Annotated in this window: 17 protein-coding genes; 9 read left to right on the forward strand and 8 right to left on the reverse strand. The window is 74.2% G+C overall.

What is annotated here, in order from left to right; all coding sequences use genetic code 11:
- Window positions 1-25: 25 nt before the first annotated feature.
- Together O7542_RS30320 and O7542_RS30325 are read right to left on the reverse strand one after the other, a co-directional pair.
- Entirely contained in the window at window positions 26-2611 is a 2586-nt protein-coding gene (locus O7542_RS30320) for a hypothetical protein (protein ID WP_281605529.1), read from the reverse strand.
- An 83-nt stretch (window positions 2612-2694) separates the two neighbouring features.
- On the reverse strand, window positions 2695-3261 hold the full coding sequence (locus O7542_RS30325; RefSeq protein WP_166457214.1) for a sugar O-acetyltransferase: 567 nt from the start codon (window positions 3259-3261) through the stop codon (window positions 2695-2697).
- A gap of 176 nt (window positions 3262-3437) precedes the next feature.
- Between O7542_RS30325 and O7542_RS30330 the strand changes: the two genes are divergently transcribed.
- The gene (locus O7542_RS30330; RefSeq protein ID WP_281605530.1) at window positions 3438-6740 is read left to right on the forward strand and encodes a S8 family serine peptidase; all 3303 of its coding nucleotides are present in this window, start codon (window positions 3438-3440) and stop codon (window positions 6738-6740) included.
- A gap of 51 nt (window positions 6741-6791) precedes the next feature.
- Here the strand turns inward: O7542_RS30330 and dapD are convergent, their stop codons facing one another.
- A complete protein-coding gene (gene dapD, locus O7542_RS30335; RefSeq protein WP_043330947.1) occupies window positions 6792-7751 on the reverse strand; it encodes a 2,3,4,5-tetrahydropyridine-2,6-dicarboxylate N-succinyltransferase in 960 nt (319 codons plus the stop codon).
- Window positions 7752-7856: 105 nt separating this feature from the next.
- Between dapD and dapE the strand changes: the two genes are divergently transcribed.
- The gene (dapE, locus tag O7542_RS30340) at window positions 7857-8930 is read left to right on the forward strand and encodes a succinyl-diaminopimelate desuccinylase (protein ID WP_043328442.1); all 1074 of its coding nucleotides are present in this window, start codon (window positions 7857-7859) and stop codon (window positions 8928-8930) included.
- A gap of 46 nt (window positions 8931-8976) precedes the next feature.
- Here dapE and O7542_RS30345 read toward each other — a convergent pair whose 3' ends face one another.
- Window positions 8977-9138, reverse strand: coding sequence for a hypothetical protein (locus O7542_RS30345; RefSeq protein WP_166457212.1), 162 nt, complete (start codon window positions 9136-9138; stop codon window positions 8977-8979).
- Window positions 9139-9292: 154 nt separating this feature from the next.
- Here O7542_RS30345 and O7542_RS30350 point away from each other — a divergent pair, with 154 nt between their 5' ends.
- The 7 genes from O7542_RS30350 (at window position 9293) to O7542_RS30380 (ending at window position 20237) form a co-directional block, all read left to right on the forward strand.
- On the forward strand, window positions 9293-10174 hold the full coding sequence (locus O7542_RS30350; RefSeq protein ID WP_043328443.1) for a TIGR00730 family Rossman fold protein: 882 nt from the start codon (window positions 9293-9295) through the stop codon (window positions 10172-10174).
- A gap of 2 nt (window positions 10175-10176) precedes the next feature.
- Window positions 10177-10722 carry a TIGR00730 family Rossman fold protein gene (locus O7542_RS30355; RefSeq protein WP_043328444.1) on the forward strand — a complete coding sequence of 182 codons (546 nt, stop codon included), beginning with the start codon at window positions 10177-10179 and terminating at the stop codon, window positions 10720-10722.
- 246 nt (window positions 10723-10968) lie between these two features.
- Window positions 10969-14589 (forward strand): PD-(D/E)XK nuclease family protein, encoded by a 3621-nt coding sequence (locus tag O7542_RS30360; protein WP_281606516.1) that lies wholly within the window; start codon window positions 10969-10971, stop codon window positions 14587-14589.
- 55 nt (window positions 14590-14644) lie between these two features.
- Window positions 14645-18049 carry a UvrD-helicase domain-containing protein gene (locus tag O7542_RS30365; RefSeq protein ID WP_281605531.1) on the forward strand — a complete coding sequence of 1135 codons (3405 nt, stop codon included), beginning with the start codon at window positions 14645-14647 and terminating at the stop codon, window positions 18047-18049.
- Window positions 18050-18253: 204 nt separating this feature from the next.
- Window positions 18254-18457: a cold-shock protein gene (locus O7542_RS30370; protein WP_013288421.1), complete on the forward strand. Its 204-nt coding sequence runs from the start codon at window positions 18254-18256 to the stop codon at window positions 18455-18457.
- A gap of 178 nt (window positions 18458-18635) precedes the next feature.
- Window positions 18636-19889, forward strand: a complete 1254-nt coding sequence (locus tag O7542_RS30375; protein ID WP_030503654.1) for a DEAD/DEAH box helicase — start codon at window positions 18636-18638, stop codon at window positions 19887-19889.
- A 162-nt stretch (window positions 19890-20051) separates the two neighbouring features.
- Window positions 20052-20237 (forward strand): hypothetical protein, encoded by a 186-nt coding sequence (locus O7542_RS30380; RefSeq protein ID WP_281605532.1) that lies wholly within the window; start codon window positions 20052-20054, stop codon window positions 20235-20237.
- Between the two features lie 150 nt (window positions 20238-20387).
- Here O7542_RS30380 and O7542_RS30385 read toward each other — a convergent pair whose 3' ends face one another.
- Genes O7542_RS30385 through O7542_RS30400 form a run of 4 tightly spaced genes read right to left on the reverse strand, consistent with a single transcriptional unit; the run spans window position 20388 to window position 23547 of the window.
- Entirely contained in the window at window positions 20388-20831 is a 444-nt protein-coding gene (locus O7542_RS30385; RefSeq protein ID WP_069087336.1) for an Rrf2 family transcriptional regulator, read from the reverse strand.
- A 4-nt stretch (window positions 20832-20835) separates the two neighbouring features.
- Window positions 20836-21720, reverse strand: coding sequence for an ABC transporter permease subunit (locus O7542_RS30390; RefSeq protein ID WP_030503657.1), 885 nt, complete (start codon window positions 21718-21720; stop codon window positions 20836-20838).
- Complete coding sequence (locus O7542_RS30395) at window positions 21710-22489, reverse strand: ABC transporter ATP-binding protein (RefSeq protein ID WP_030503658.1); 780 nt, start codon at window positions 22487-22489, stop codon at window positions 21710-21712. Before O7542_RS30395 ends, O7542_RS30390 begins: the two co-directional genes overlap by 11 nt.
- The gene (locus tag O7542_RS30400) at window positions 22486-23547 is read right to left on the reverse strand and encodes an ABC transporter substrate-binding protein (protein WP_064447905.1); all 1062 of its coding nucleotides are present in this window, start codon (window positions 23545-23547) and stop codon (window positions 22486-22488) included. The genes O7542_RS30395 and O7542_RS30400 overlap by 4 nt, the downstream gene beginning before the upstream one ends.
- Window positions 23548-23593: the final 46 nt, after the last annotated feature.

Genomic DNA, 23593 nt, shown 5'->3' on the forward strand with positions numbered 1-23593 from the left:
GACCCGCCGCCGCACCGGCGCACGGTCAGCCGGCCCGTTGCCGGGGCGACGGCACGGTGCGGCGCAGCAACCGGGCCACCACGGCGCGCTCGCGGGTGAACTCCGCCGCCTCCGGGTAGCCGCTGTGGCTGCGGATGGGCGGGTCGGCCACCTCGCCGCCGGTCGGGTGCAGCGCCTCCGGGTCCGCCACCGGCACGTCCCGCTGCCCGGCGCTGACCTGCCAGCCGAGCGGATCCGTGTCCCGCCAGAAGTTCGTCCAGGCCACGTGGCCGCCGGGCCAGGTGAGCGCGCCGGCCAGCGTACGCAGCCGCTCCGGGCCGAAGTAGGACGGGAAGACCCGCCCGTAGAGCCGGGTGAGCTGGCAGCCGTAGGAGAAGAACCAGGTACGCAGCCGCCACCGGCGGGGCAGTTGCAGAAGCACTGCGGCGCAGATGACGGTGCCCTGGCTGTGCCCGGAGAGGATGACGCCGTCCATCCGGTCGCTGTGGTGCGGCGGTAGCGCCAGCAGGCCCGCGACCCGGGTCTGGAGTTCCGGTACGGCGCGCTCGGCGTAGCTGGGCGGGGCGAGCGGGTGCGCGGCCCGGGGCCAGAACGTGCACACGTCCCAGATCACGCCGACCGAGCGGCGTACCGAGTCGGTGCGGTAGACCAGCAGCCCGAGCGCCGCCATCACCACCGGCAGCCAGCCGAGGATGGCGTCTCCCCGTTCGGCGGTCCAGTGGATGGCGGTCTGCCAGCCGGAGGGGGACAGCGGGCTCGGCCGTTCGCCGGAGAGCGCGGCGGCGCAGCAGAGCGTGACCAGGACCGCGCAGAACGCGGCGTAGCAGCCCATCAGCCGGACCGCGTGCTCGCCGACCAGCCGGTGCAGCGCCCGGTACGTGCTGACGTCGCGGCAGCGTCGCCGGTCGTGCGCGGACAGGCCGGGGGCAGCGGTGAGCCGGGCGTACTCCACCCGGCGCAGGCGGTGCAGCAGGACCGCGACCCGGACCAGCAGCCCGATCAGCGCGAGCAGGCCGACCGCGCAGGCCAGCCCGGCCCAGAAGACGGCGAGCGGAGGTATCACCCGGCTCGGGCCGCTCGGCTCGGCCGACGCGTCCAGCCGGTCGCTGACCCAGTAGAGCAGTCCGGCGCAGTAGGCCGCCGCCATCATCCAGCCGAAACCGGCGATGACCGCCGGGGCGCAGCCCCGCCAGGCCAGATCGGTGTACGCGCCGAGCGGCTGGGTCGGCACCGCCGGGCGCAGGCGGGGCAGGAGCAGTCCGATGCCGGCCAGCACACCGGCCGGGCCGACGAGCATCCAGGTGCGCAGCGCGTCCGGCGCGTCGGGCAGGCCGGGCAGCCCGCGTTCGATCCAGGTCGCGCCCAGCGGCAGCAGCAGCGCCCCGGCGGCCGGACCGGCCAGTGCCCGCCGGCCGGAGCGGTTCGCCGCGGCGATGGCCACCAGCAGCAGCACCTGGTAGGCGACGAGCCAGGCGATGGCGGTGTCGTACCCGGGCAGTGACCGGTCGGCATGGCAGCCGGCGATCTCCGGCTGCGCCGCGCACCCGAGCGGCGGCCGGTACGCCGACAGCGGCTGGCCGGCCGGGCCCTCGGGCAGCAGCAGCAGGACGAACGTGCCGACCAGACCGAGCGCGGTGAGCGCCGCGACGGCGATGCTCCACCGGCCGAGCGGGGTGGCGCCCTGGCGCCGGCTCAACCAGGGCCGGGCCACCGCGATCACGGCGATCGTCACCACGGCGGCGAGCAGCGCGACGGTCGGCCAGGCGACAGCGGCCCGCAGGCCGCGCGGCGGATCCATGATGAGAACCGCGGTGACGGGTACGGCGGCGGCGGTGACCGCGCCCGTGCACAGGTGCAGCACGGCGGCGCGGCGCAGTTGCCCTTCCCCGTTCCAGAACGTCGGATCCTGGAGCGGGTTCTGCGGCGGCTCGCGCGGCTCCGGTGGTTCGACCGGCTCACCGTCTTCCCGGACGGGCGCATGGTGGTGCGGGTCGGCGGGCATCTGCGCCTCGTACTGGTAGGTGCGGAAGGCGACGAGTCCGATCGCGGCCAGCACGAGCAGCGGCAGCAGCAGTCCGAGCGCGAGCGCCCGGGTGCCCTGCCGCCACCAGGAGTCGCCGAGGAACTGCCACGGCCCGGGGAGCCGGCCGAGGCAGTCCGCCTCCACGCACTGCCAGCCGATCAGGTCCACGCCGACGCCGGTCACGGTCATGACGAGCGTGCAGGTCAGGCTCAGGCAGAACAGGCGGATGAGCCAGGCGGTGATGCCGGACCGGCTGGCCCAGCGCTCCTGGTCCGGGTCGGGCGGGATGCCCGCGCGGGCGTGCAGCGCGACGTTCGCCAGGGCGAAAGGGAGCAGCAGCGTCCACAGCGCCCGTTCCACGTCCCGCCGGGTCCGCGCGCCGGAGGTCAACTGCCCCCAGCTGTACGCCTCGACGGTGATCGGGTCGTCCCGGCCGGCTGTGGTGGACCGGTAGAAGCCGGTCACCTGACCGCCGGCGACGAGTGCTGGTTGCCCACCGTCACCGTTCGCGCCTGCTTTCAGGCCGAGCAGCTGATCCGGCGGGGTGTTCGACACCCCGTGCACCCGTAGTTCGAGGACCCGCTCCATAGTGCCTCCCGGTGAACGCCCTACTACTCAGAGTGCACGCCGGGGCTGGAGTCCGCATCCGCTGGAGCGGTTGTTCCCGCAGCTCAGGATGGCTGAGTCAGGCTTCTGATCGGACGAGCGGGGTTACCCACCGCCACCACATTGGCCGGCAGGTCGCGGGTCACGACAGCGCCGGCGCCGACCACCGTGTTCTCGCCGATGGTCACCCCGGCCAGGACGATCACTCCGCCGCCGAGCCAGACGTTGTCACCGATGGTGATCGGCTGTGCGGATTCCCACTTGGCCCGGCGCGCCTCCGGTTCGACCGGGTGGGTGGCGGTGAGCAACTGCACGTTCGGTCCGATCTGGACGTCCGCGCCGATGGTGATGCGGGCGACGTCGAGAAGGACCGCGTTGAAGTTGACGAACGTGCGCGGGCCGATGTGCGTCTGGTGTCCGTAGTCGCAGTGCAGTGGCGGCCGGACCCAGGCGTCCTCGCCGAGTGAGCCGAGCAGTTCGCGCAGCGCGGCGAGGCGGCCCGCCGGATCGTCGGCGGAGCTGCGGTTGAAGCGTTCGCTGAGCCGGGCCGCGCGCTCCAGGTCGGCGATGATCGCGGGATCGTCGGCGATGTACTGCTCGCCGGCCAGCATCCGGTCCTTCATGGAGGTCATCGCTCGATCGTCCCGGCCGGTTCGGAAGCGTGGTGGCGGTTCCGTCGGATCGGCGACTTCCCGATGCATACGCGGTATGCAATGCTGATACCCGCATCGATGTGTCCCTCATCGATGAAACGTTCGACGAAGGAGGAAGGTTGCTCCGGAATCGCAGAAAACTGGGCGCGCTGGGCATGGCCCTGGCGCTGGCGCTCGGTCTGCCGGTGCCCGCGCGGGCTGCCGCGCCCACCGGCCCGACCGCGCCCACCGGCCCGTCCGAACAGGCCGGCAACCGTACGGCCACCGTCACCCTGATCACCGGGGACCGGGTCACCGTCACCGGCGGCCACGCCGCGGTACGCCCCGGTGCCGGGCGTACCGGCATCGAGTTCCTGGTCCGCCGCGAGCGCGACCGCCTCACCGTGCTGCCGCAGGACGCGCTCCCGCTGGTCCGCGCCGGCAAACTCGACCGGCGGCTGTTCGACGTCACCGGGCTGATTGAGGCCGGCTACGACGACGCGCGGCGCGACACCGTACCGCTGCTCGTGACGTACCGGCCGGGGGTGGCCCGGCGCGCGGCGGCTCCGCTCGCCGGCGCCCGGGTGACCCGCGACCTGCCGGCGATCACCGGCGCGGCGGTCGTCGCGTCCAAGAGCGACACCGGCGCGCTCTGGAACGCGGTCAGCGCCGACAGTTCCGGTGCCCGGCTCGACGCGGCGGGGGGTGTCGAGCGGATCTGGCTCGACGGCCGGCGGCGGGTGACGCTCGACCACAGCGTGCCGCAGATCGGCGCGCCGACCGCCTGGGCCGCCGGATACACCGGCAAGGGCGTCCGGGTCGCGGTGCTCGACACCGGCGTCGACCTCACCCACCCGGACCTGGCGGGCAAGGTCGCCGAGTCGCGCAACTTCACCGAGGAGACCAACCCGGACGACATCGTCGGGCACGGAACCCACGTGGCCTCGACCATCGCCGGCAGCGGGGCCGCCTCCGGCGGGAAGTACCGGGGCGTCGCGCCGGACGCCACGCTGCTGTCCGGGAAGGTCTGCGAGGTCTACGGCTGCACCGAGTCGGCCATCCTGGCCGGCATGCAGTGGGCCGCCGCCGAACAGCACGCCACTGTGGTCAACATGAGTCTCGGCGGCGGCGACACGCCGGAGGTGGACCCGCTGGAGGAGGCGGTGGGGACGCTCACCGAGCAGCACGGGACGCTCTTCGTGATCGCCGCCGGCAACGACGGCGCCGACGGCTCGGTCGGGTCGCCGGCCAGCGCCGACGCCGCGCTGGCGGTCGGCGCCGTGGACCGCGACGACGCGCTCGCCGACTTCTCCAGCCGTGGCCCCCGGGTCGGCGACGGAGCGATCAAGCCGGACATCACCGCGCCCGGCGTGGAGATCGTGGCCGCCCGGGCCGCACACGGCGAGATCGGCGACCCGGTGGGCGACAAGTACGCCGCACTGTCCGGCACGTCGATGGCCACGCCGCACGTGGCCGGCGCGGTCGCGCTCCTCGCCCAGCAGCACCCCGGCTGGACGCCCGCCAGCTACAAGGCGACGTTGATGGCCTCGGCCAAGCCGCACCCGGAGCAGACCGCGTACCAGCAGGGCGCGGGCCGGGTCGACCTCGCCCGCGCGATCACCCAGCAGGTGACCAGCGACCCGCCGTCCGTCTCGTTCGGCGTGGCGACCTGGCCGCACACCGACGACCAGCCGATCAGCCGGACCGTCACCTACCGCAACGGCGGGACCGCCCCGGTCACGCTGGACCTGAGCACCGAGTTCACCGGGCCGGGCGGACGGTCCGCACCGGCCGGCATGCTCGCCCTCAGCGCCTCCCGGCTCACCGTCCCGGCGGGCGGCAGCGCCCAGGTGACGGTGGTCGTGGACACCCGGCTCGGCGGCGCCGACGGCTACTGGACCGGCCGCCTGGTCGCCCGCGCCGGCGACGCGGTGGCGGTGACCCCGCTCGCGGTCGACCGCGAGGTGGAGAGCTACGACCTGACGGTGACGCACCGCAACCGCTCCGGCGCTCTGACCGGTGACTACTTCACCAGCCTGCTCGGGCTCGACGACGCCAGCTACCGCGACGTGTACGACGCCGACGGCGAGGCCCGGCTGCGGGTGCCAAAGGGCCGGTACGGCGTGCAGAGCCTGATCTTCGCAGCCGGCGACGAGGGCTGGTCGGAGGTCTCCTTCCTCGCCCAGCCGGAGCTGGTGGTGACCGGCAACCAGCGGCTCGTGCTGGACGCGCGGGCGGCGAAGCCGGTCCGTACCACGGTGCCGCAGCGCGGCGCGGCACCGCTGCTGATCGACCTCACCGCGGCCTGGAAGCTCGACGACTTCCAAGCCAGCTTCGGGCTCTGGGCCGACAAGTTCGACGGTCTCTACTCGGGCCAGGTCGGCCGCAACGTCTCCGGCGACCTCTTCGTCGGCGCGGTCGCCAGCCAGTGGACCGAGGCGAAGGCGCCCGAGCGCAGCCCGTACTTCTACGGCCTGAACGAGCAGTTCCCGGGCCGGTTCCCGACCGGTTTCGTCAGGCACTACCGGCCCGCCGACTTCGCCACCGTCACGAGCCGGTTCGCCGCCGGCTACACCGGGATGGACAACGAACGGGTCGTGTTCCCGGAGTCCGACTACGACATCGGCGGCTCGGCGATCGTCCTGCCGGTCCAGGTGCCCGGCAAGCGGATCGAGCACCTCTCCACCGCCAAGACCCGCTGGAGCGCCGAGCTGGACTTCGGTGAGCGGGACGAGGACGGCTGGCTGGAGGCGCGGGCGGTGCTGCAGTCCGTGCCCACCCGCTACCGGGCCGGGCGCACCTACACCGAGGAATGGAACAAGGGCCCCTTCGGCCCGTCGTTCCCGCAGCCGCGCTGGCCGGAGGAGAGCATCACCCGCATCGGCGACAGCATCGTGGTCGCGCTGCCGGTGCACAGCGACGCGGCCGGGCACCCGGGCGGTTCGCTGAACGACACCGAGCACACGCGGCTGTTCCGCAACGGCAAGCTGGTCGGCGAGTCGCCCTACCCGGGGTACGGCGAGTTCACAGTGCCGCCGGGCGCGGCGAACTACCGGCTGGAGACCGTGGCGAAGCGCGGCTTCACCGACCTGAGCACCGAGGTCTCGGCGAGCTGGACGTTCCGCTCCAAGCGGGTTCCGGGTGACGTGCCGGCCCGGCTGCCGGCCATGGCGGTCCGGTTCACCCCGCCGCTGGCGGTGGACAGCTCGGCACCGGCGGGCCGGACGTTCACCGTGCCGGTGGCGGTTCAGCGCCAGCCCGGCGCGCCGTCCGGCCGGGTCGTCGCGCTCACCGTCGACGTCTCCTACGACGGCGGGAAGACCTGGCGCAAGGCGACAGTGAAGAAGCAGGGCGGGGCGTGGACGGCCACCGTCCGGCACCCGGCCGGCCCGGGGTACGCGTCGCTGCGGGCCACCGCCCGTGACGACGCCGGCAACACCGTGACCCAGCGGATCATCCAGGCGTACCGCCTGCGGTGAGCCGGCCGTCCGGGTCCGCGCGGTGGGCGCGGACCCGGACGGGGGTACGGCTCAGTCGTTGGCGTGCAGCGCGGCGTTCAGTTTGATGCCCTGGCCGGTGCGGGGCTTCGCCTCCAGCGCGCCGGTCACCGAGTTGCGCCAGAACAGCAGCCCGTCGACGCCGGACAGCTCGCGGGCCTTGACCGTCCGGCCGTCCGGCAGGGTGATCTTCGAGGCGGCGGTGATGTAGCAGCCGGCCTCCACCACGCAGTCGTCGCCGAGCGTGATGCCGACACCGGCGTTCGCGCCGATCAGGCTGCGTTCACCGATGCGCACCCTCTCCGTGCCGCCGCCGGAGAGCGTGCCCATGATCGAGGCGCCGCCGCCGACGTCGGAGCCGTCGCCGACCACCACGCCCTGCACGATGCGGCCCTCGACCATCGAGGTGCCCAGCGTGCCCGCGTTGAAGTTGACGAAGCCCTCGTGCATCACGGTGGTGCCGGAGGACAGGTACGCGCCCAGCCGGACCCGGTCCGCGTCGGCGATCCGCACCCCGGACGGCACCACGTAGTCGGTCATCCGGGGGAACTTGTCGACCCCGTACACGGCCAGGTGGCGGCCCGCCGCCCGCTCGATGACACGCAGCTCGTCCACCCGCTCCGGCGGGCACGGCCCGGCCGACGTCCAGGCCACGTTCGCCAGCTTGCCGAAGATGCCGTCGAGGTTCAGCTCGTTCGGCCGCACCAGGCGGTGGGAGAGCAGGTGCAACCGCAGGTACGCGTCGGCCGCGTCCTTGATCGGGTCGTCCAGCGAACCGATCACCGTGGTCACCTCGACCGTGCGCAGACCGGGCAGCGCACGCGCGCCGATCGCGCCCGGCGGCAGGTCGAGCACGTCGGCCTGGTCCTCGCCGGGCACCAGCGGCAGCTCGCCCAGGCCCAGCTTGCCGGTCGGGTACCAGGTGTCGAGCACCTGGTCCTCGGCGGTGACGGTGGCCAGGCCGATGCCCCAGGCAGATGGTGCGGACGTCACGATGTCACCCTTCTCCTCCGGCAACGGCGTCCGCCGCTGCTCGCGGCCGCGGGCCTCGCCGAACGTGTTCCCTGGCCCGCCGAGGTTGACGGTACCGTGCGAGACATGCAGAACCCGTTGACCCCCGAGGTCCTGGCCGATCCGGTGGCGCTGACCCGCGCCCTGGTCGACATCGAGTCGGTCTCCCTCAACGAGAAGGCGATCGCCGACTGCGTCGAGGAGGTGCTGCGCCGTGTGCCGCACCTGACCACGTACCGGCACCAGAACACCGTCATGGCCCGTACCGACCTGGGCCGGGCCCAGCGCGTGGTGCTCGCCGGCCACCTGGACACCGTCCCGCTCAACGGCAACTTCCCCTCGACCATGCGCGGCGACCTGATGTACGGCTGCGGCACCTCCGACATGAAGTCCGGCGTGGCGTTCGCCCTGCACCTGGCGGTCACGCTGCCCGACCCGCGCTACGACGTCACGTACTTCTTCTACGAGGCCGAGGAGATCGAGTCGAAGTACAACGGCCTCACCCTGGTCGCGCAGACCCACCCGGAGTGGCTGGAGGCCGACTTCGCGGTGCTGCTGGAGCCGACGTACGGCATCGTCGAGGCGGGCTGCCAGGGCACCATGCGGGCGGTGATCACCACGCACGGGGAGCGGGCCCACGCGGCGCGTTCCTGGCACGGGGTGAACGCCATCCACGGCGCGAGCGAGGTGCTGCGGCGGCTGACCACGTACGAGGCGCGCCGGGTGACGATCGAGGGCTGCGACTACCGCGAGGGCCTCAACGCGGTACGGATCACCGGCGGGGTGGCCGGCAACGTCATCCCCGACCGGTGCGAGATCGAGATCAACTACCGGTACGCCCCGGACCGCGACCCGGCGGGCGCCGAGGCGCACCTGCGCGAGGTCTTCGCCGGCTTCGACCTGGCGGTCACCGACGCGGCGGCCGGCGCGCCACCCGGGCTGGACAACCCGGCGGCGCAGGAGTTCCTGGCGGCGGTGGGCGCCGCCCCGATCGGCAAGCTGGGCTGGACGGACGTGGCGCGGTTCGCGGCCATGGGCATCCCGGCGCTGAACTTCGGGCCCGGCGACCCGAACCTGGCGCACCACAAGGACGAGCACGTCGAACTGACCAAGATCCGGGACGGCGCGGCCACCCTGCACCGCTGGCTGGCCCCGGCCTGACGCGCCGCGATCCGGGGCCCGCACCCGCCTGGCGGGCCCCGGATCGTCAGACGCTGGTCGTCAGGGGCGCGTCCGCCTCGCCGGTCTCGCCGGTGAGGTCGGTGCGGTGGGTCTCCATCATCCGGGCGCGGCGGCGCTCGGCCACCACGTCGCGGATCCGCCGCTGCATCTGACGGCGAATCCGGATCATCTCGCTGTTACTGATCAACGCTGGCTCCTCCCCCGAAGGCGCGTCGCCCGGGGTATACCGGGTATGTGAATAGTAAGACGTACGAGCCAGCGATTTAGTTGCCCGTATCCCAGATTTTCTTCGGCTCCCGGGCCAGCGCGTCCCGCCGGATCCGCTCCATTACGGTGACCACATGGGCGAGAGCAGCGGGAAGACGGCTGGGCAGGGGCAGCGGGGGGAGACGCGTCGGGCGGAACGGCACCGCGGTGCGGTGACGCTGCGCAACCGGGCGATTCCGACGAGTACCGCTGATCAGCGACTGCTCGACTCCCGGGGACGCAGCGACTGGAAGACCAAGGACGCCTGGCGGGCCCTGCGGATCCTGTCCGAGTTCGTCGAGGGCTTCGACACCCTCGCCGACCTGCCCCCGGCGGTGAGCGTCTTCGGCTCCGCCCGCAGCAAGCCGGACAGCCCGGAGTGCCGGATGGCCGAGGAAGTGGGCGCGGCACTGGCCCGGGCCGGCTACGCGGTGATCACCGGGGGCGGCCCCGGCGTGATGGAGGCCGCCAACCGTGGCGCCGGCGAAGCCGGCGGCCTCTCCGTCGGGCTCGGCATCGAGCTGCCGTTCGAGCAGGGCCTCAACGACTGGGTCGACCTGGCCATCGACTTCCGCTACTTCTTCGCCCGCAAGACCATGTTCGTCAAGTACGCCCAGGCGTTCGTGGTGCTGCCCGGCGGCTTCGGCACCCTGGACGAGCTGTTCGAGGCGCTCACCCTGGTGCAGACCGGCAAGGTGACCCGGTTCCCGGTGGTGCTGATGGGCACCGACTACTGGCGCGGACTGCTCGACTGGTTGCGTACGACGATGGCCGCCGAGGGCAAGATCGGCCCGGCCGACCTCGACCTGATCCGGCTCACCGACGACGTCAACGAAGCGGTCCGGCACATCGTGGAGGCCGAGGCGGTGCTCTCCGCCGAGCAGGAGGCGGTACGCGAGGAGGCGGTCGCCCGGGTCGCCGCCGACCAGCGCGCCGCCGCCGAGGCCGCCCCCGAGGGCCCGGCCGGACGGAGCTGAACGTGGCGAACGTCTGTGTCTTCTGCGCGTCCTCCCGTACCCTCGACGACCGCTGGCTCGCGCTGGCCACCGAGACCGGCGAGGAACTCGCCCGGCGCGGTCACACGCTGGTGAGCGGCGGCGGCTGCGTCGGCATGATGGGCGCCGTGGTGGAGGGCGCGCGGGCGGCCGGCGGCCGCACCATCGGCGTCATCCCGCAGTCCCTGGTCGACCTGGAGGTCGCCGACCTGGACTCCGACGAGCTGCTGGTGACCGACAGCCTGGCCGACCGCAAGACGCTGATGGACGAGAAGTCCGACGCGTTCGTGGCGCTGCCCGGCGGCCTGGGCACGTTGGACGAGCTGTTCGAGGTGTGGACCACAGCCACCCTGGCCCTGCACGCCAAGCCGATGGTGATCGTGGACGTGGACGGCTTCTACCGGCCGCTGCTCGACTGGATCCGCGGGCTCGGCGAGCAGCGCTTCCTCAAGCCGGCCGCGCTGGACCTGCTGATGGTCGCCGACAGCGTGCCCGCCGCGCTCGACCTGATCGACGCCCGCCTCACCTGACGTGCGCCTGTCCGGCTCGTGCGTGCTTGTTCACCACCGTCTCGGCGTGCTTGATCGACACCACTTCGGGGAGGTGGTGGTGTCCGGGCGCGCGTGATGTGGCCACTTCGCCGAGGTGGCGTGAACGCATGGAGCCGGGCGTGGGGCGGAGCCGGCAATGGTGCGCGCCGCGGGCAAGGTGAGCTGGTGACGGGCGGGACGACTGTCGGTTTCCGGGTGTCGTACCGGCGTGGTGGGATGTCGGTGATGCAGGCGTACCGGTTGGTGCGCCGGCCCGGCGGCGCGGGGGCGGGGGTCACCCACGACGCCGGGGCGGGGCAGGGGGTGGGTCGGTCCGGTGGGCCGGCCGAGGCGGAGCCGCGATCCGGGGGGTCGGCGGGCGATGCCGCGCACCCACAGACCGCCACGCCGCACGACAGCGCTTCGCCGCAGACCGGGACCGGGGCGTCGTCACCGTCGGCCGCTTCGGCGGGGACCGGGGCCGGGGCGGGCACGAACGTCTCGCGCCGGGTCGATCCGGTGCAGGCCGAGGTGGTGGCGCACACCGACGGGCCGATGCTCGTCGTCGGTGGTCCCGGCACCGGCAAGACGTCCACGCTCGTCGAGGCGGTCGCCGCCCGGGTGGCCGAGGGCGTCGACCCGGAGCGGATCCTGGTGCTCACCTTCGGCCGGCGGGGCGCCACCGAGCTGCGCCACCGGATCGAGGCGCGTATCGCCGGGGACGGACACCGCGTGGTCCGCGAGCCGCTGGTGCGCACGTTCCCGGCGTACGCCTTCGGGCTGCTGCGTCGTGCCGCGGCCGAACGCGGCGAGCCCTCGCCCCGGCTGCTCACCGGCCCGGAGCAGGATCTGATCATCCGCGAGCTGCTCGACGTGGTGGGGGAGGAGCCCGGCGACGACCCGGTCGGCTGGCCGGAGGACCTGCGCCCCGCGCTGCGTACCCGGGCGTTCGCCCAGCAGCTGCGCGACCTGCTGATGCGGGCCGCGGAGCGCGGCGTCGGGCCGGTGGAGCTGGCCCGGCTCGGCGAGAAGCTGGGCCGCGCCGACTGGCCGGCCGCCGCGCGTTTCCTGCGCGAGTACGTCGCCGTGCTCGCCCTGCGCGACGTGAGCAACAGGGGCTCGGTCGCGTACGACCCGGCGGAGCTGGTGCGCGCCGCCACCGGCATGCTGCTCGACGATCCCGAGCTGCTCGCCGCTGAGCGCCGCCGCCTGGCCCACGTGTACGTCGACGAGCTGGCCGACACCGACCCGGCGCAGCTCGACCTGCTCGCCGTGGTGGCCGGAGGCGGGCGGTCCCTGGTGGCGTTCGCCGACCCGGACTCGTCCACGTACGCCTTCCGGGGCGCCGACCCGGCCGGCGTCGCCACGTTCCCGCACCGCTTCCGCACCGCCTCCGGCGCGCCGGCTGCCCAGGTCACGCTCACCACCTCGTACCGGGCCGGGCCGGAACTGCTCGCGGCCACCGCCCGGCTGGCCCGGCGGCTGCGCGGCCCGGCGGCGCACCGGCGGCTGCGCCCGCTGCCCGATGCGCCGGCCGGAACGGTGGAGGTACGGACGTTCCGCTCCGCCACCAGCGAGTCGGCCTGGCTGGCGCACGCGTTGCGCGAGGCGCACCTGCTCGACGGCGTGCCGTGGTCCCGGATGGCGGTGCTGGTCCGCTCCACCGGCCGGCAACTGCCGTCGCTGCGGCGCGCGCTGCACACGGCCGGGGTGCCGACCGTCGTGCACGGCGAGGACCTTCCGCTGCACCTCCAGCCGGCGGTCGCCCCGCTGCTGCTCCTGCTGCGCTGTGCGCTCGAACCGGACCGGCTGGACGAGGAGGCCGCTGTCGCGCTGCTGCACTCGCCGCTGGGCGGGGCCGACCCGCTGGCCGAGCGGCGGCTGCGTCAAGGGCTGCGGGCGCTGGCGCTGGCCGGCGGCGACCGCCGTCCCTCCGGCGACCTGCTGGTGGAGGCGCTGCGCGACCCGGCCGAGCTGTCCACCATCGAGCGCCGCTGGGCGGCCCCCGCGCAGGCCGTGGCGCACCTGCTGGAGACCGCCCGGCAGGCCGCCGCCACCCCGGGCGCGACGGTCGAGGACGTGCTCTGGGCGGTGTGGCGGGAGAGCGGGCTGGCCGAACGCTGGGCCGGGGCGATCACCAGGGGGCGGGCGGCCACCGGCGAGCACGAGACCGCCCAGCGGTGGCGGGCCGAGGCCGCCGACCGGGACCTGGACGCCGTACTCGTGCTGTTCGACGCGGCGGCCCGGTTCACCGACCGGCTGCCCGGCGCGCGTACCGAGGTGTTCCTCGACCACGTTCTCGGGCAGGAACTGCCCGCCGACACGCTCGCCGCCGCCGCCGACCGGGGCGACGCGGTACGCCTGCTCACCGCGCACGCCGCGAAGGGCCTGGAATGGGACCTGGTCGCGGTGGCCGGGGTGCAGGAGGGCGTCTGGCCGGACCTGCGCCTGCGCGGCAGCCTGCTCGGCTCGGAGCGCCTGGTCGACGTGCTGGCCGGTCGCGCCGACGGGGCCGGCCTGCGGGCCAGCCTGGTCGGGCAGACGTCGGCGTTGCTGGACGAGGAGCGGCGACTGTTCCACGTGGCGATCAGCCGGGCCCGGCGGCGGCTGCTGGTCACCGCTGTGGCGTCGGCGGCGGTCGGCGGGGACGACCACGAGGAGCAGCCGAGCCGCTTCCTGCACGAAATCGCAGCCGCCGACCCACCCGCCACCGGCGCAGGCGGCACCGCCCCGACCGGCCCGGACCCGACCGGCCCGGACCCGACCGGGAACGGACCGACCGGCCAGGTCACGCGCGGGCAAACCGCTGACGGGCCGGTGCCGCACGGGGACGAGCATCCGCAGGACGGGCCGCCCGCCGTACTCCCGGTCACGCTGCCGCCACGCGGTCTCACCCTGTCCGCGCTGGTGGCGGAGCTGCGTACCGCTGTCACCGACCCGGCGGCGCCGATCACCCGGCGGCACGCGGCGGCGGGTGAGCTGGCGCGGCTGGCCGCCGCCGGGGTGCCCGGCGCGCACCCGGACGACTGGTGGGGGCTGCGCGGCCTCTCCGACGACCGGCCGCTGGTCGACGAGGGCGAGCCGGTGCGGGTCACCCCGTCGGCGATGGAGAGCGCGTTGCGGTGCAGCCTGCGCTGGCTGCTGGAACGGCACGGCGGCAGCGGGCCGGCGAGCGCCGCGCAGGGCGTCGGCAACCTGGTGCACGCCGCCGCGATGCTGGCCGAGGACGCCAGCGTCGACCGGGAGGCGTTGCTGGAGTACGTGGCCGCGCGGTTCGACGCGATCGAGCTGGCCGCCCGGTGGATGGCCGGTCCGGAGCGGCAGCGCGCCGAGGCGATGGTGGACAAGCTGCTGCGCTGGCTGGCCGGCAACCCGCGCCGGCTGCTGGCGATCGAGCACGAGTTCGCGGTCCGCCTCGACGATCCGTCCCGCCCGATCGAGCTGACCGGCCGGGTCGACCGGCTGGAGGTCGACGCCGAGGGGCGGCTCGTGGTGATCGACCTGAAGACCGGCAAGTCGACGGCGGTCACCGAGCGGGAGGTGGCCGAGCATCCGCAGCTCGGCGCGTACCAGGCGGCGGTGGAGGCGGGCGGGTTCGCCGAGTTCGGCGAGGAACCGGGCGGGGCCGCGCTGGTGCAGCTCGGCACCGGAGCGCGGGACGCCAAGGAGCAGACCCAGGCCGCGGCCGGGGAGGGGCCGGAGGCCGGGTGGGCCACCGCGCTGGTGCGCCGTACCGCCGACACGATGGCCGCCTCGACGTTCGCCGCGGTGGCCAACTCCAAGTGCCGGGTCTGCCCGGTACGCACCAGCTGCCCGGTCTCCGGCCAGGGCCGCCAGGTGGTCGAGCCGCCCCCGGAGGGCTCGTGAGCGCGAGGAGTGAGCCGGTTCTGCGAGCCCCGCAGTCGCGAACAAGGACGGCACCGTGAGCGTTCAGCCGGCGCTGTTCGGCGCCTCCGCCACGCCCGCGCCGCGTACCGCCGACGCCGGGCCCCGCTACACGCCCGTCGAGCTGGCCCGGCTGCTGCGGCTGCCCGCGCCCACCCGGGAACAGGCCGCGATCATCGCCGCGCCGGTGGAACCGCTGCTGGTGGTCGCGGGCGCCGGCTCCGGCAAGACCGAGACGATGGCCGCGCGGGTGGTGTGGCTGGTCGCCAACTCCTACGTACGCCCCGAGCACATCCTCGGCCTCACCTTCACCCGCAAGGCGGCCGGCGAGCTGGCCCACCGGGTCCGCACGCGGCTCGACCAGCTCATCCGGCGGCTCGGCCGGCAGGGGCGGGACCCGCACGACGACCCGCTGGCGGGCGAGCCGACCGTGTCCACGTACCACTCGTACGCCGGGCGGATCGTCACCGAGCACGGGCTGCGCGCCGGGTACGAGCCGACCACCCGGCTGCTCACCGAGGCGTCCCGCTGGCAGCTCGTCGACATGCTGGTGCGCAACTACGACGGGGACATGTCCGAGGTGGACCGGATGCCGTCCACCATCACCGACGCGGTCCTGGCGCTCGCCGGTGAGCTGGACGAGCACCTGGTCGACCCGGACGAGCTGGCCGGCTGGACCGGCCGGTTCTTCGCCGAGGTGCAGTCGCGTCCCGGCCGGGTCTACGCCGACGTGCGCAAGGCGCTCCAGCTCCAGCGGACCCGGCTGAAGCTGCTGCCGCTGGTGCGCGCGTACGCCCGGCGCAAGGACGACTTCGAGGCGATGGACTTCGCCGACCAGCTCGCCCGCGCGGCCCGGGTGGCCCGCGACCACCCCGGCGTCGGCGTGATCGAGCGGGACCGGTTCCGGGTGGTGCTGCTCGACGAGTACCAGGACACCAGCCACGCCCAGGTGGTGCTGCTCAACGCGCTGTTCGGCGGCGGCCACCCGGTCACCGCCGTGGGCGACCCGTGCCAGTCCATCTACGGCTGGCGCGGGGCCAGCGCCGGCACGCTCGACCGGTTCCCGGCCGAGTTCGCCCGCACCGACGGCAGCCCCGCCGACGTGCTCAGCCTGACCACGAGCTGGCGCAACCGGCCGGAGATCCTCGGTGTCGCCAACACGCTGTCGGTGCCGCTGCGGGCGGCCGGCGCGCGGGTGCCGGAGCTGCACGCCGCGCTCAGCGTCCGCGACCCGATCCCGCACCGTACCCCGGGCGGGCAGGCCGCCGGCACCGTGCACTGCGCGCTGCTGGAGACGTACGCCGACGAGGCCGACTGGATCGCGGACAGCGTGCTGGCGGCCTGGCGGGGCGCGGCCGGGATGCCCGGCGCGCTGCCCGAGCACATCCCGGCCGACCGCCGCCCGACCACCGCGGTGCTGGTGCGGCTGCGCAGCCAGATCCCGGCGATCGAGGCGGCGTTGCGCGCCCGTGGGCTTCCTGTCGACGTGGTCGGCCTGGGCGGGCTGCTGGACACCCCCGAGGTACGGGACGTGGTGTGCACGCTGCGCGTGCTCGCCGACCCGACCGACGGGGCGGCGTTGCTGCGACTGCTCACCGGCGCGCGCTGGCGGATCGGCCCGCGTGACCTGGTCGCCCTGCACCGCCGCGCTCGCGCGATCGCCCGCAGCCGCCGGGAACTGACCGGCGACGAGGGCCCGGAGATCACCGTGGACGTGCTGGACGAGGCGACGCTCGTGGAGGCGCTGGCGGACCTGGGGCCGGCGCAGGCGTACTCGGCCGAGGGCTACGCGCGGCTGCGCTCGTACGGGATGGAACTGGCGCTGCTGCGCTACCGCCTGGACCAGTCGCTGCCGGAACTGATCGCGGACATCGAGCGGACCATCGGCCTCGACGTCGAGGTGGCGGTCCGGGCCGGCCGGGACGGCGCGGGCGACGCCGGGCTGGCCCGCGCGCACCTGGACGCGCTCGGCGACGTGGCGGCCCGGTTCAGCGGCGAGACGCCCGGCGCGACGCTCGCCGGTTTCCTCGCCTACCTGGCCGCCGCCGAGGACGAGGAGCGCGGGCTGGCGCCGGGCGAGGTCGAGGTGGTGGCCGGCGCGGTGCAGGTGCTCACCTCGCACGCCGCCAAGGGCCTGGAGTGGGACGTGGTGGCGGTGGCCGGGATGACCCGGGGCGTCTGGCCGGGGCCGGTGCGCAACTCCGACCACTGGCTGGGCGGGCTGGGCGTGCTGCCGTTCCCGCTGCGCGGCGACGCGGACGGGCTGCCCGAGCTGGCCCTGCCGGAGGCGGAGGACCAGCGCGGGGTGGCCCGGGCGCTGACCGAGTTCACCGACGACTGGCGGGCGCACGACGAGCGGGAGGAGCGCCGGCTGGCGTACGTGGCGGTGACCCGCCCCCGCCGCCTGCTGCTCTGCTCCGGCTACTGGTGGGGGGAGGGGACCAAGCGGTTCCGCGGCCCGTCGGTGTTCCTGCGGGAGGTGCACGACGCCTGCCTGGCCGACCCGGACGGCCGTGTGGTCGACGCGTGGACGCCCGAGCCGGCCGGGGACGCGGTGAACCCGACCACCGAGACGGTGCTGCGGGCCGAGTGGCCGGCCGACCCGCTGGGCGCCCGCCGGCCCGCGCTGACCGAGGCGGCGGCGCTGGTCCGCCGGTACCTCGCCGACCCGGAGGTGGCCCGGCGCGAGGCGGCGCTGCTCGCCACCACCGGCGCGGCGGAGGACGCCGAGGTGGCCCGCTGGCGGCGTGAGGCCGAGCTGCTGCTCGCCGAGCGGGCGGAGCTGGCCCGGCAGGCCGAGGCGGTCGAGGTCGAACTGCCCGGCCATCTCTCGGTGACCCAGCTGGTGGCGTTGCGCCGCGACCCGGAGGCGCTGGCCCGTACGCTGCGCCGCCCGATGCCCACCGAACCGACGCCGTACGCCCGGCGCGGCACCGCGTTCCACGCCTGGCTGGAGCAGCGCTTCGGCGCGGACCGGCTGCTCGACGTGGACGAGCTGCCCGGCGCGGCGGACGAGGACGCGGCCCCGGACGAGGCCCTGGTCGAGTTGCAGGAGCGCTTCCTGGCCAGCGAGTGGGCCGACCGGGTGCCGGTGGAGGTGGAGGTGCCGTTCGCCACTGTCGTCGCCGGGGTGGTGATCCGGGGCCGGATGGACGCCGTGTTCGCCCGCCCGGGCGGGCGCTACGACGTGGTCGACTGGAAGACCGGGCGGCAGCCCACCGGCCGGGAGGCCGACGCGGCGGCGGTGCAGTTGGCGGTCTACCGGCTGGCCTGGGCGGAACTGGCCGGGGTGCCGGTGGAGCGGGTCGGCGCGGCGTTCCACTACGTCCGGGACTCGGTGACCGTCCGCCCGGCCGACCTGCTCGACGCGGACGGGCTGGCCGATCTGGTGGCCGCCGTGCCGGAAATCCCGGGGGATCTACCGCAGCGCACGAGTCCGTGATACGTTGTCCGGGTTGCAGTTTTGGTTTCCAGAGACTCTGTGTGCGCCTGGCGGATTGTGGCCCCAGGCGCTCTTTGTTGTGTCCGGAGTTCTCCGGGCGGGGCGACCAGCAGCGACAGGCACGCCGCGTATTCCACGCGCGGGGTGCTCCTCTCCGGCCCGCAACACGTGCGGGCCGACCGTTCCGTCAAGGAGACGAAACACATGGCAATTGGCACCGTCAAGTGGTTCAACGCTGACAAGGGCTTCGGCTTCATCACCCCGGACGACGGCGGCGCCGACGTCTTCGCCCACTTCTCGGCGATCCAGACCTCCGGCTACCGGAGCCTGGACGAGAACCAGCGGGTCGAGTTCGAGGTGACCCAGGGCCAGAAGGGCCCGCAGGCGGAGAACATCCGCCCGCTCTGATCTTCGGATCAACCGGCACCACCACCGCGCCCTCTCGGGCGCGGTGCACGGGCCGGCCCGCCTCTGCCGGGCCGGCCCGTCCCTTTCGGTTCGTGCTTGTGACCACCGGTGACGCCGGTGACGCGCCGCAGCCCGGCGCCCTTCCTCGACACGTGCCGCCTCGAGGAAGGCTTTCCGCATGACCACGACCCTGCCCACGTTCGCCGCCACCGGCCTGGCGCCGGCGCTCGTCTCCGAGCTGACCGCGCAGGGCATCTCCGCGCCGTTCCCGATCCAGGCGGCCACGCTGCCGGACTCGCTGGCCGGCCGCGACGTGCTCGGCCGGGGCCGCACCGGCTCCGGCAAGACGCTCGCGTTCGGGCTGCCGCTGCTGCACCGTACGGCCGGCCGCCGGGCCCGCCCGGGCCGTCCGCTCGCGCTGGTGCTCGTACCCACCCGGGAACTGGCCGCGCAGGTCACCGCCGCGCTCACCCCGTACGCTGCCACGCTCGGGCTGCGCTGCGCCACAGTGGTCGGCGGGCTCTCCCTGACCCGGCAGGCGGCCGCGCTGCGCGCCGGCGCCGAGGTGCTGGTGGCCACGCCGGGCCGGCTGCACGACCTGATCGACCGCGGGGACGCCCGGCTGGACCAGGTGACCATCACGGTGCTGGACGAGGCCGACCAGATGGCCGACATGGGCTTCCTGCCGCAGGTGACGAAGCTGCTGGAGCAGGTCGCGCCGGGCGGGCAGCGGATGCTCTTCTCGGCCACCCTGGACCGGGGCGTGGACCGGCTGGTCCGCCGATTCCTGGCCGACCCGGTGACGCATTCCGTCGACCCGGGCACCGCCACCGTCACCGCGATGACCCACCACGTGCTGCACCTCGAGGCGGACGACAAGCAGGCCGCCCTGGCGCACATCGCCGCCCGCGAGGGCCGCACCATCGTCTTCATCGCCACCAAGCACCGCGCCGACCGGGTGGCCCGGCAGTTGCTCGCCAAGGGCGTACGTGCCGCGGCGCTGCACGGCGGCAAGTCGCAGCCGCAGCGCACCCGCATCCTGGAGCAGTTCCGCACCGGCCAGGTCACCGCGCTGGTGGCCACCGACGTGGCGGCCCGGGGCATCCACGTCGACGGGCTGGACCTGGTGGTCAACGCCGACCCGCCCGCGGAGGCCAAGGACTACCTGCACCGGGGTGGCCGGACCGCGCGGGCCGGCGAGTCGGGCACCGTGGTCACGCTGGTGCTGCCGGAGCAGCGCCGCGACGTCGCCCGGCTGATGAGCACCGCGGGCATCAACCCCAAGACCACCCGGGTACGCCCCGGCGACAGCGAGCTGAGCCGGCTCACCGGCGCCCGGGAGCCGTCCGGTGTGCCGGTGACCATCGCCGCGCCCGCTGCCGCGCACCCCGCCCCGGCGACCCGTCCTCGCCGGCGTCCGCGCCGCCGCTGACCGCGCCTGACCGGCTCGGCTTCGAGCGGGCCGGCCGACCGTCCCTGAGTCGGGAATCAGTCGACGTTCGGTCGGCTGTCCGACTGTCCGGCCTCGCCGTGGCGGCGATGCTGTCGGGCGGGGACCGGTCGGGGGGTCGGCCGGACGCGGAGGGAGCGGTTCATGGCGGGGGAAGCCGGATCGGGCGGTGCACGGGAAGTGCTGCTGGTGCTCGCGGTGGCGGGGGCCGGCCTGGCGCTCGCCGCGGTGGCCGCGTTCGGGCCCTGGCGGCCCTCCGACGGCGGCTCGCCGGATCGCGGCGCCGCCCGCAGCTTCACGCCCGGGATGAGCATCCCGCACGCTCAGTAGCCGCGCCGGGCGGATGATGCCCGGAAAGCGATATGACTCTCAGGTATAAATATGCCCGAGAGTCATATCGGCCAGGAGTCATGCCCTCTGTGGCCGACAACCGGCCGGGTCCGCGACCCCGCGCGCCGTCGCCCTGTGACCGGACGCGCGTCAGGGTGCCGTCGCCCGGTCGCTCAGCAGGTCGGCGAGCGTGGTCCGGTCCACGACCAGGGCGATCGCGCCGTCCACCGCCAGCCACACGTCCCGCAGGCCGGTGGCCACGCCGTGGTAGCCGGCCCGGTCGGCGGGGATGCCCCGGACGCTGGTGATCGCGCCACCCACCGCGCGGAGCACGTCGCCCACGCTGATCTCGTCCGGCGGGCGGGTCAGCGCGTACCCGCCCTCGGTGCCGCGATGGCTGTGCAGCAGCCCGGCCCGCCGCAGGTCGAGCAGGATCCCCTGGAGGAAGCTGAGCGGGATGTCCTGGCTCTCGGCCAGGCTCGCCGCCTTGACCAGCTCGCCGCCGCCGGACACCGCGTCGCCGGGGGTACCGGCGGCGTCGGCGACGGCGAGCATGGCCCGGAGCGCGTAGTCGGCGCGCGCGGAGATGTACACGACGTCAGTTGCCGGCCTGGTCCAGCACGCCCCAGCGGCGGCGGATCGCCTTGTCGGCGGCCCCGAACGCGGTGTCCACGAGCAGGCCCACCACCAGGATGACGATCATGATGGCCATCAGCCGGGGCGCCTCGCTCAATTCACGCGCGTACGTCAGCTGTGCGCCGATCGAGGTGCGGGTGGCGATGACCACCAGCAGCTCACCGGCCATCAGGCTGCGCCAGGCGAACGCCCAGCCCTGCTTGAGCCCGGCCACGATGGCCGGTAGCGCGGCCGGCGCGATCACGTACCGGTAGAGGTTGAGCCCCCGGGCGCCGAGGTTGCGGCCGGCGCGGACCAGCAGCGGCGGCACGTAGTCCACGCCGTGGATGACGCCGTTGGCGACCGACGGCGCGGCGCCGAGCACCACCACGAAGAAGATCGCCTGCTCGCTGAGCTGGAACAGCAGGATGGCCAGCGGGAACCAGGCGATCGACGGCATGGTCTGCAACGCGGTGATCATCGAGCCGAGCGCGGCCCGGAGCACCTTGACCCGGGCCACGCCGAGGCCGAGCAGCAGGCCGACCGCGACCGCGGCGGCGAACCCGACGGCCGCCCGCCGGGCCGTGGTGGCGAGGCCCTCCCAGAGCGCCGAGCTGAGCAGGTACTCCCCGAGGTCGCCGAAGACCACGGCCGGGCCGGGCAGCGCCCACGGCTCCTTCCACCCGGACCAGACCACCGCCTGCCAGATCGCCACCGCGAGCGCGAGCGCGGCGAGCTTGGGCCAGGTGGCCGACCACAGGCGGCGTACCCGGGACGGGCCCTTCTCCCGGCCGGCGATCTCCAGCGCGTCGAGCCCGGAGATCTCCGCGTCGGCCCGCGCCGACGCGGACAGGGTGTCACTGGCCATGCCGGCCCACCTCCTTGCGCAGCCGGTCGGTGACCTCGGCGGCGATGGCCGAGACCTCCGGCGAGTCGATCCGCCGGGGGCGCGGCACGGCGACCTCGGTGGAGTAGATGATCCGGCCGGGCCGGCTGGAGAGCAGCACGATGCGGTCGGCGAGCCGGGCCGCCTCGCGGACGTTGTGCGTGACGAACAGGACGGTGAGCTTGCGCTCGGTCCAGATCCGCTCCAGCTCGTCGTGCAGGATGTCGCGGGTCATCGCGTCCAGCGCGCCGAACGGCTCGTCCATCAGCAGCACCGGCGTCTCCAGCGCGAGTGTGCGGGCCAGCGCGACGCGCTGCCGCATGCCGCCGGAGAGCTGGTGCGGGCGCTTGCGGCCGAACTCCGACAGGTGGACCGTGCGCAGCAGCTCGGCCACCCGCTCCTTGCGCTGGTCGCGGGGGAGACCGCGCAGCTTCAGCGGCACCTCGACGTTGCCCTCGACGGTGAGCCACGGGAAGAGCGCCGGCTCCTGGAACATGAGCCCCGGGTTGACGCCCTCGCCCAGCTCGATGGTGCCGCCGCTGGCCCGGTCCAGGCCGGCGACCAGGTTGAGCAGCGTGCTCTTGCCGCAGCCGGACGCGCCGACCATGCAGACGAACTCGCCGGGCGCGATGTCCAGGGACAGTCCGTCCAGCGCCAGGACGGCCTGGTCGCCCTGGCCGTACACCTTTGTGACGCCGCGCAGCGCGACCGAGCCGGTCGCGCTGCGCGGGGTCGTGGTCGTCGACGTCACGGCTGGCTGACCTCGGCCTTGCCCTGCGCCTTGAGGACCTCGTTGAGGTACTTGAGGTCGTACAGGCCGTTCAGGTCGACCGGCTGGGTCAGCCCGACCGCGACGGCGTGGTCCAGGCCGGTCTTCAGCGAGGCCGGGATCGGGTCGTTTGTGAACTCCAGCGTCGGCCAGGCCTGCTTGATCAGCTTGAGGTCCAGCGGCTTGCCGGTGATCTTGCCGATGTGGTCGGAGATGGCCTGCTGCGCCTCGTCCGGCTTGGTGTTGACGAACTCGTTCGCCGCGACCTGGCCCTCGACCAGCTTCTTCACCACGTCCGGGTGTGCCTTGAGGAACTTGGTGCTGACCAGCAGGTTGGTGATGACGAACTTCTTGTCCGGCCAGAGGTCACGCTCGTCGACGAGCACCTTGCCGCCGGCGTTGACCAGCCGGGAGACGAACGGCTCGGGCACCCATGCGCCGTCGATGGCGCCGCTGCCGAACGTCTCGATCGTCTGCGCGTTCTCCTGCGGCACGATCTTGACGTCGCCGCCGCCCTCCTTGGTGGTCTCCAGGCCCTTCTCCTTGAGCCAGAAGCGCAGCGCCACGTCCTGGGTGTTGCCGAGCTGCGGAGTGGCGATCTTCTTGCCGCGCAGCTGCTCCACCGAGGTGATGCCGGGCTTGACCACGAGCGCGACGCCGCCGGACGCCGCGCCGGAGATGACCCGGACCGCCTCGCCCTTGGACTTGGAGAAGGCGTTCACCGTCGGGTTCGGGCCGATGTACGTGGCGTCGAGCGCGCCGGAGAAGACCGCCTCGATGGCGGCCGGGCCGGCGTTGAAGGTCTTGGTGTCCAGCTCGACGTCGCTGCCGAGTTTCTCCTTGAAGATCCCCTTCTCCACGCCGACCACGGCCGGGGCGTGCGTGATGTTGGGGAAGTAGCCCAGGCGCAGCGTGACCGGGCCGGACCCGCCGGCGGCGTCGCTGTCCTCGCCGCAGGCGGCGGTGGTGCCGAGCGTGGCCGCGCCGACCGCGGCCAGGGTCGCCAGGGTGACCAGGCGGCGCAGGGGAAGCCCTCTCATCGAATGTCCAATCCGCAGTATTCCTATTTAGTTGGTAGGAAGAGTG

This window comes from Micromonospora sp. WMMC264 (genome assembly GCF_027497275.1).
Lineage (GTDB): Bacteria > Actinomycetota > Actinomycetes > Mycobacteriales > Micromonosporaceae > Micromonospora > Micromonospora chalcea.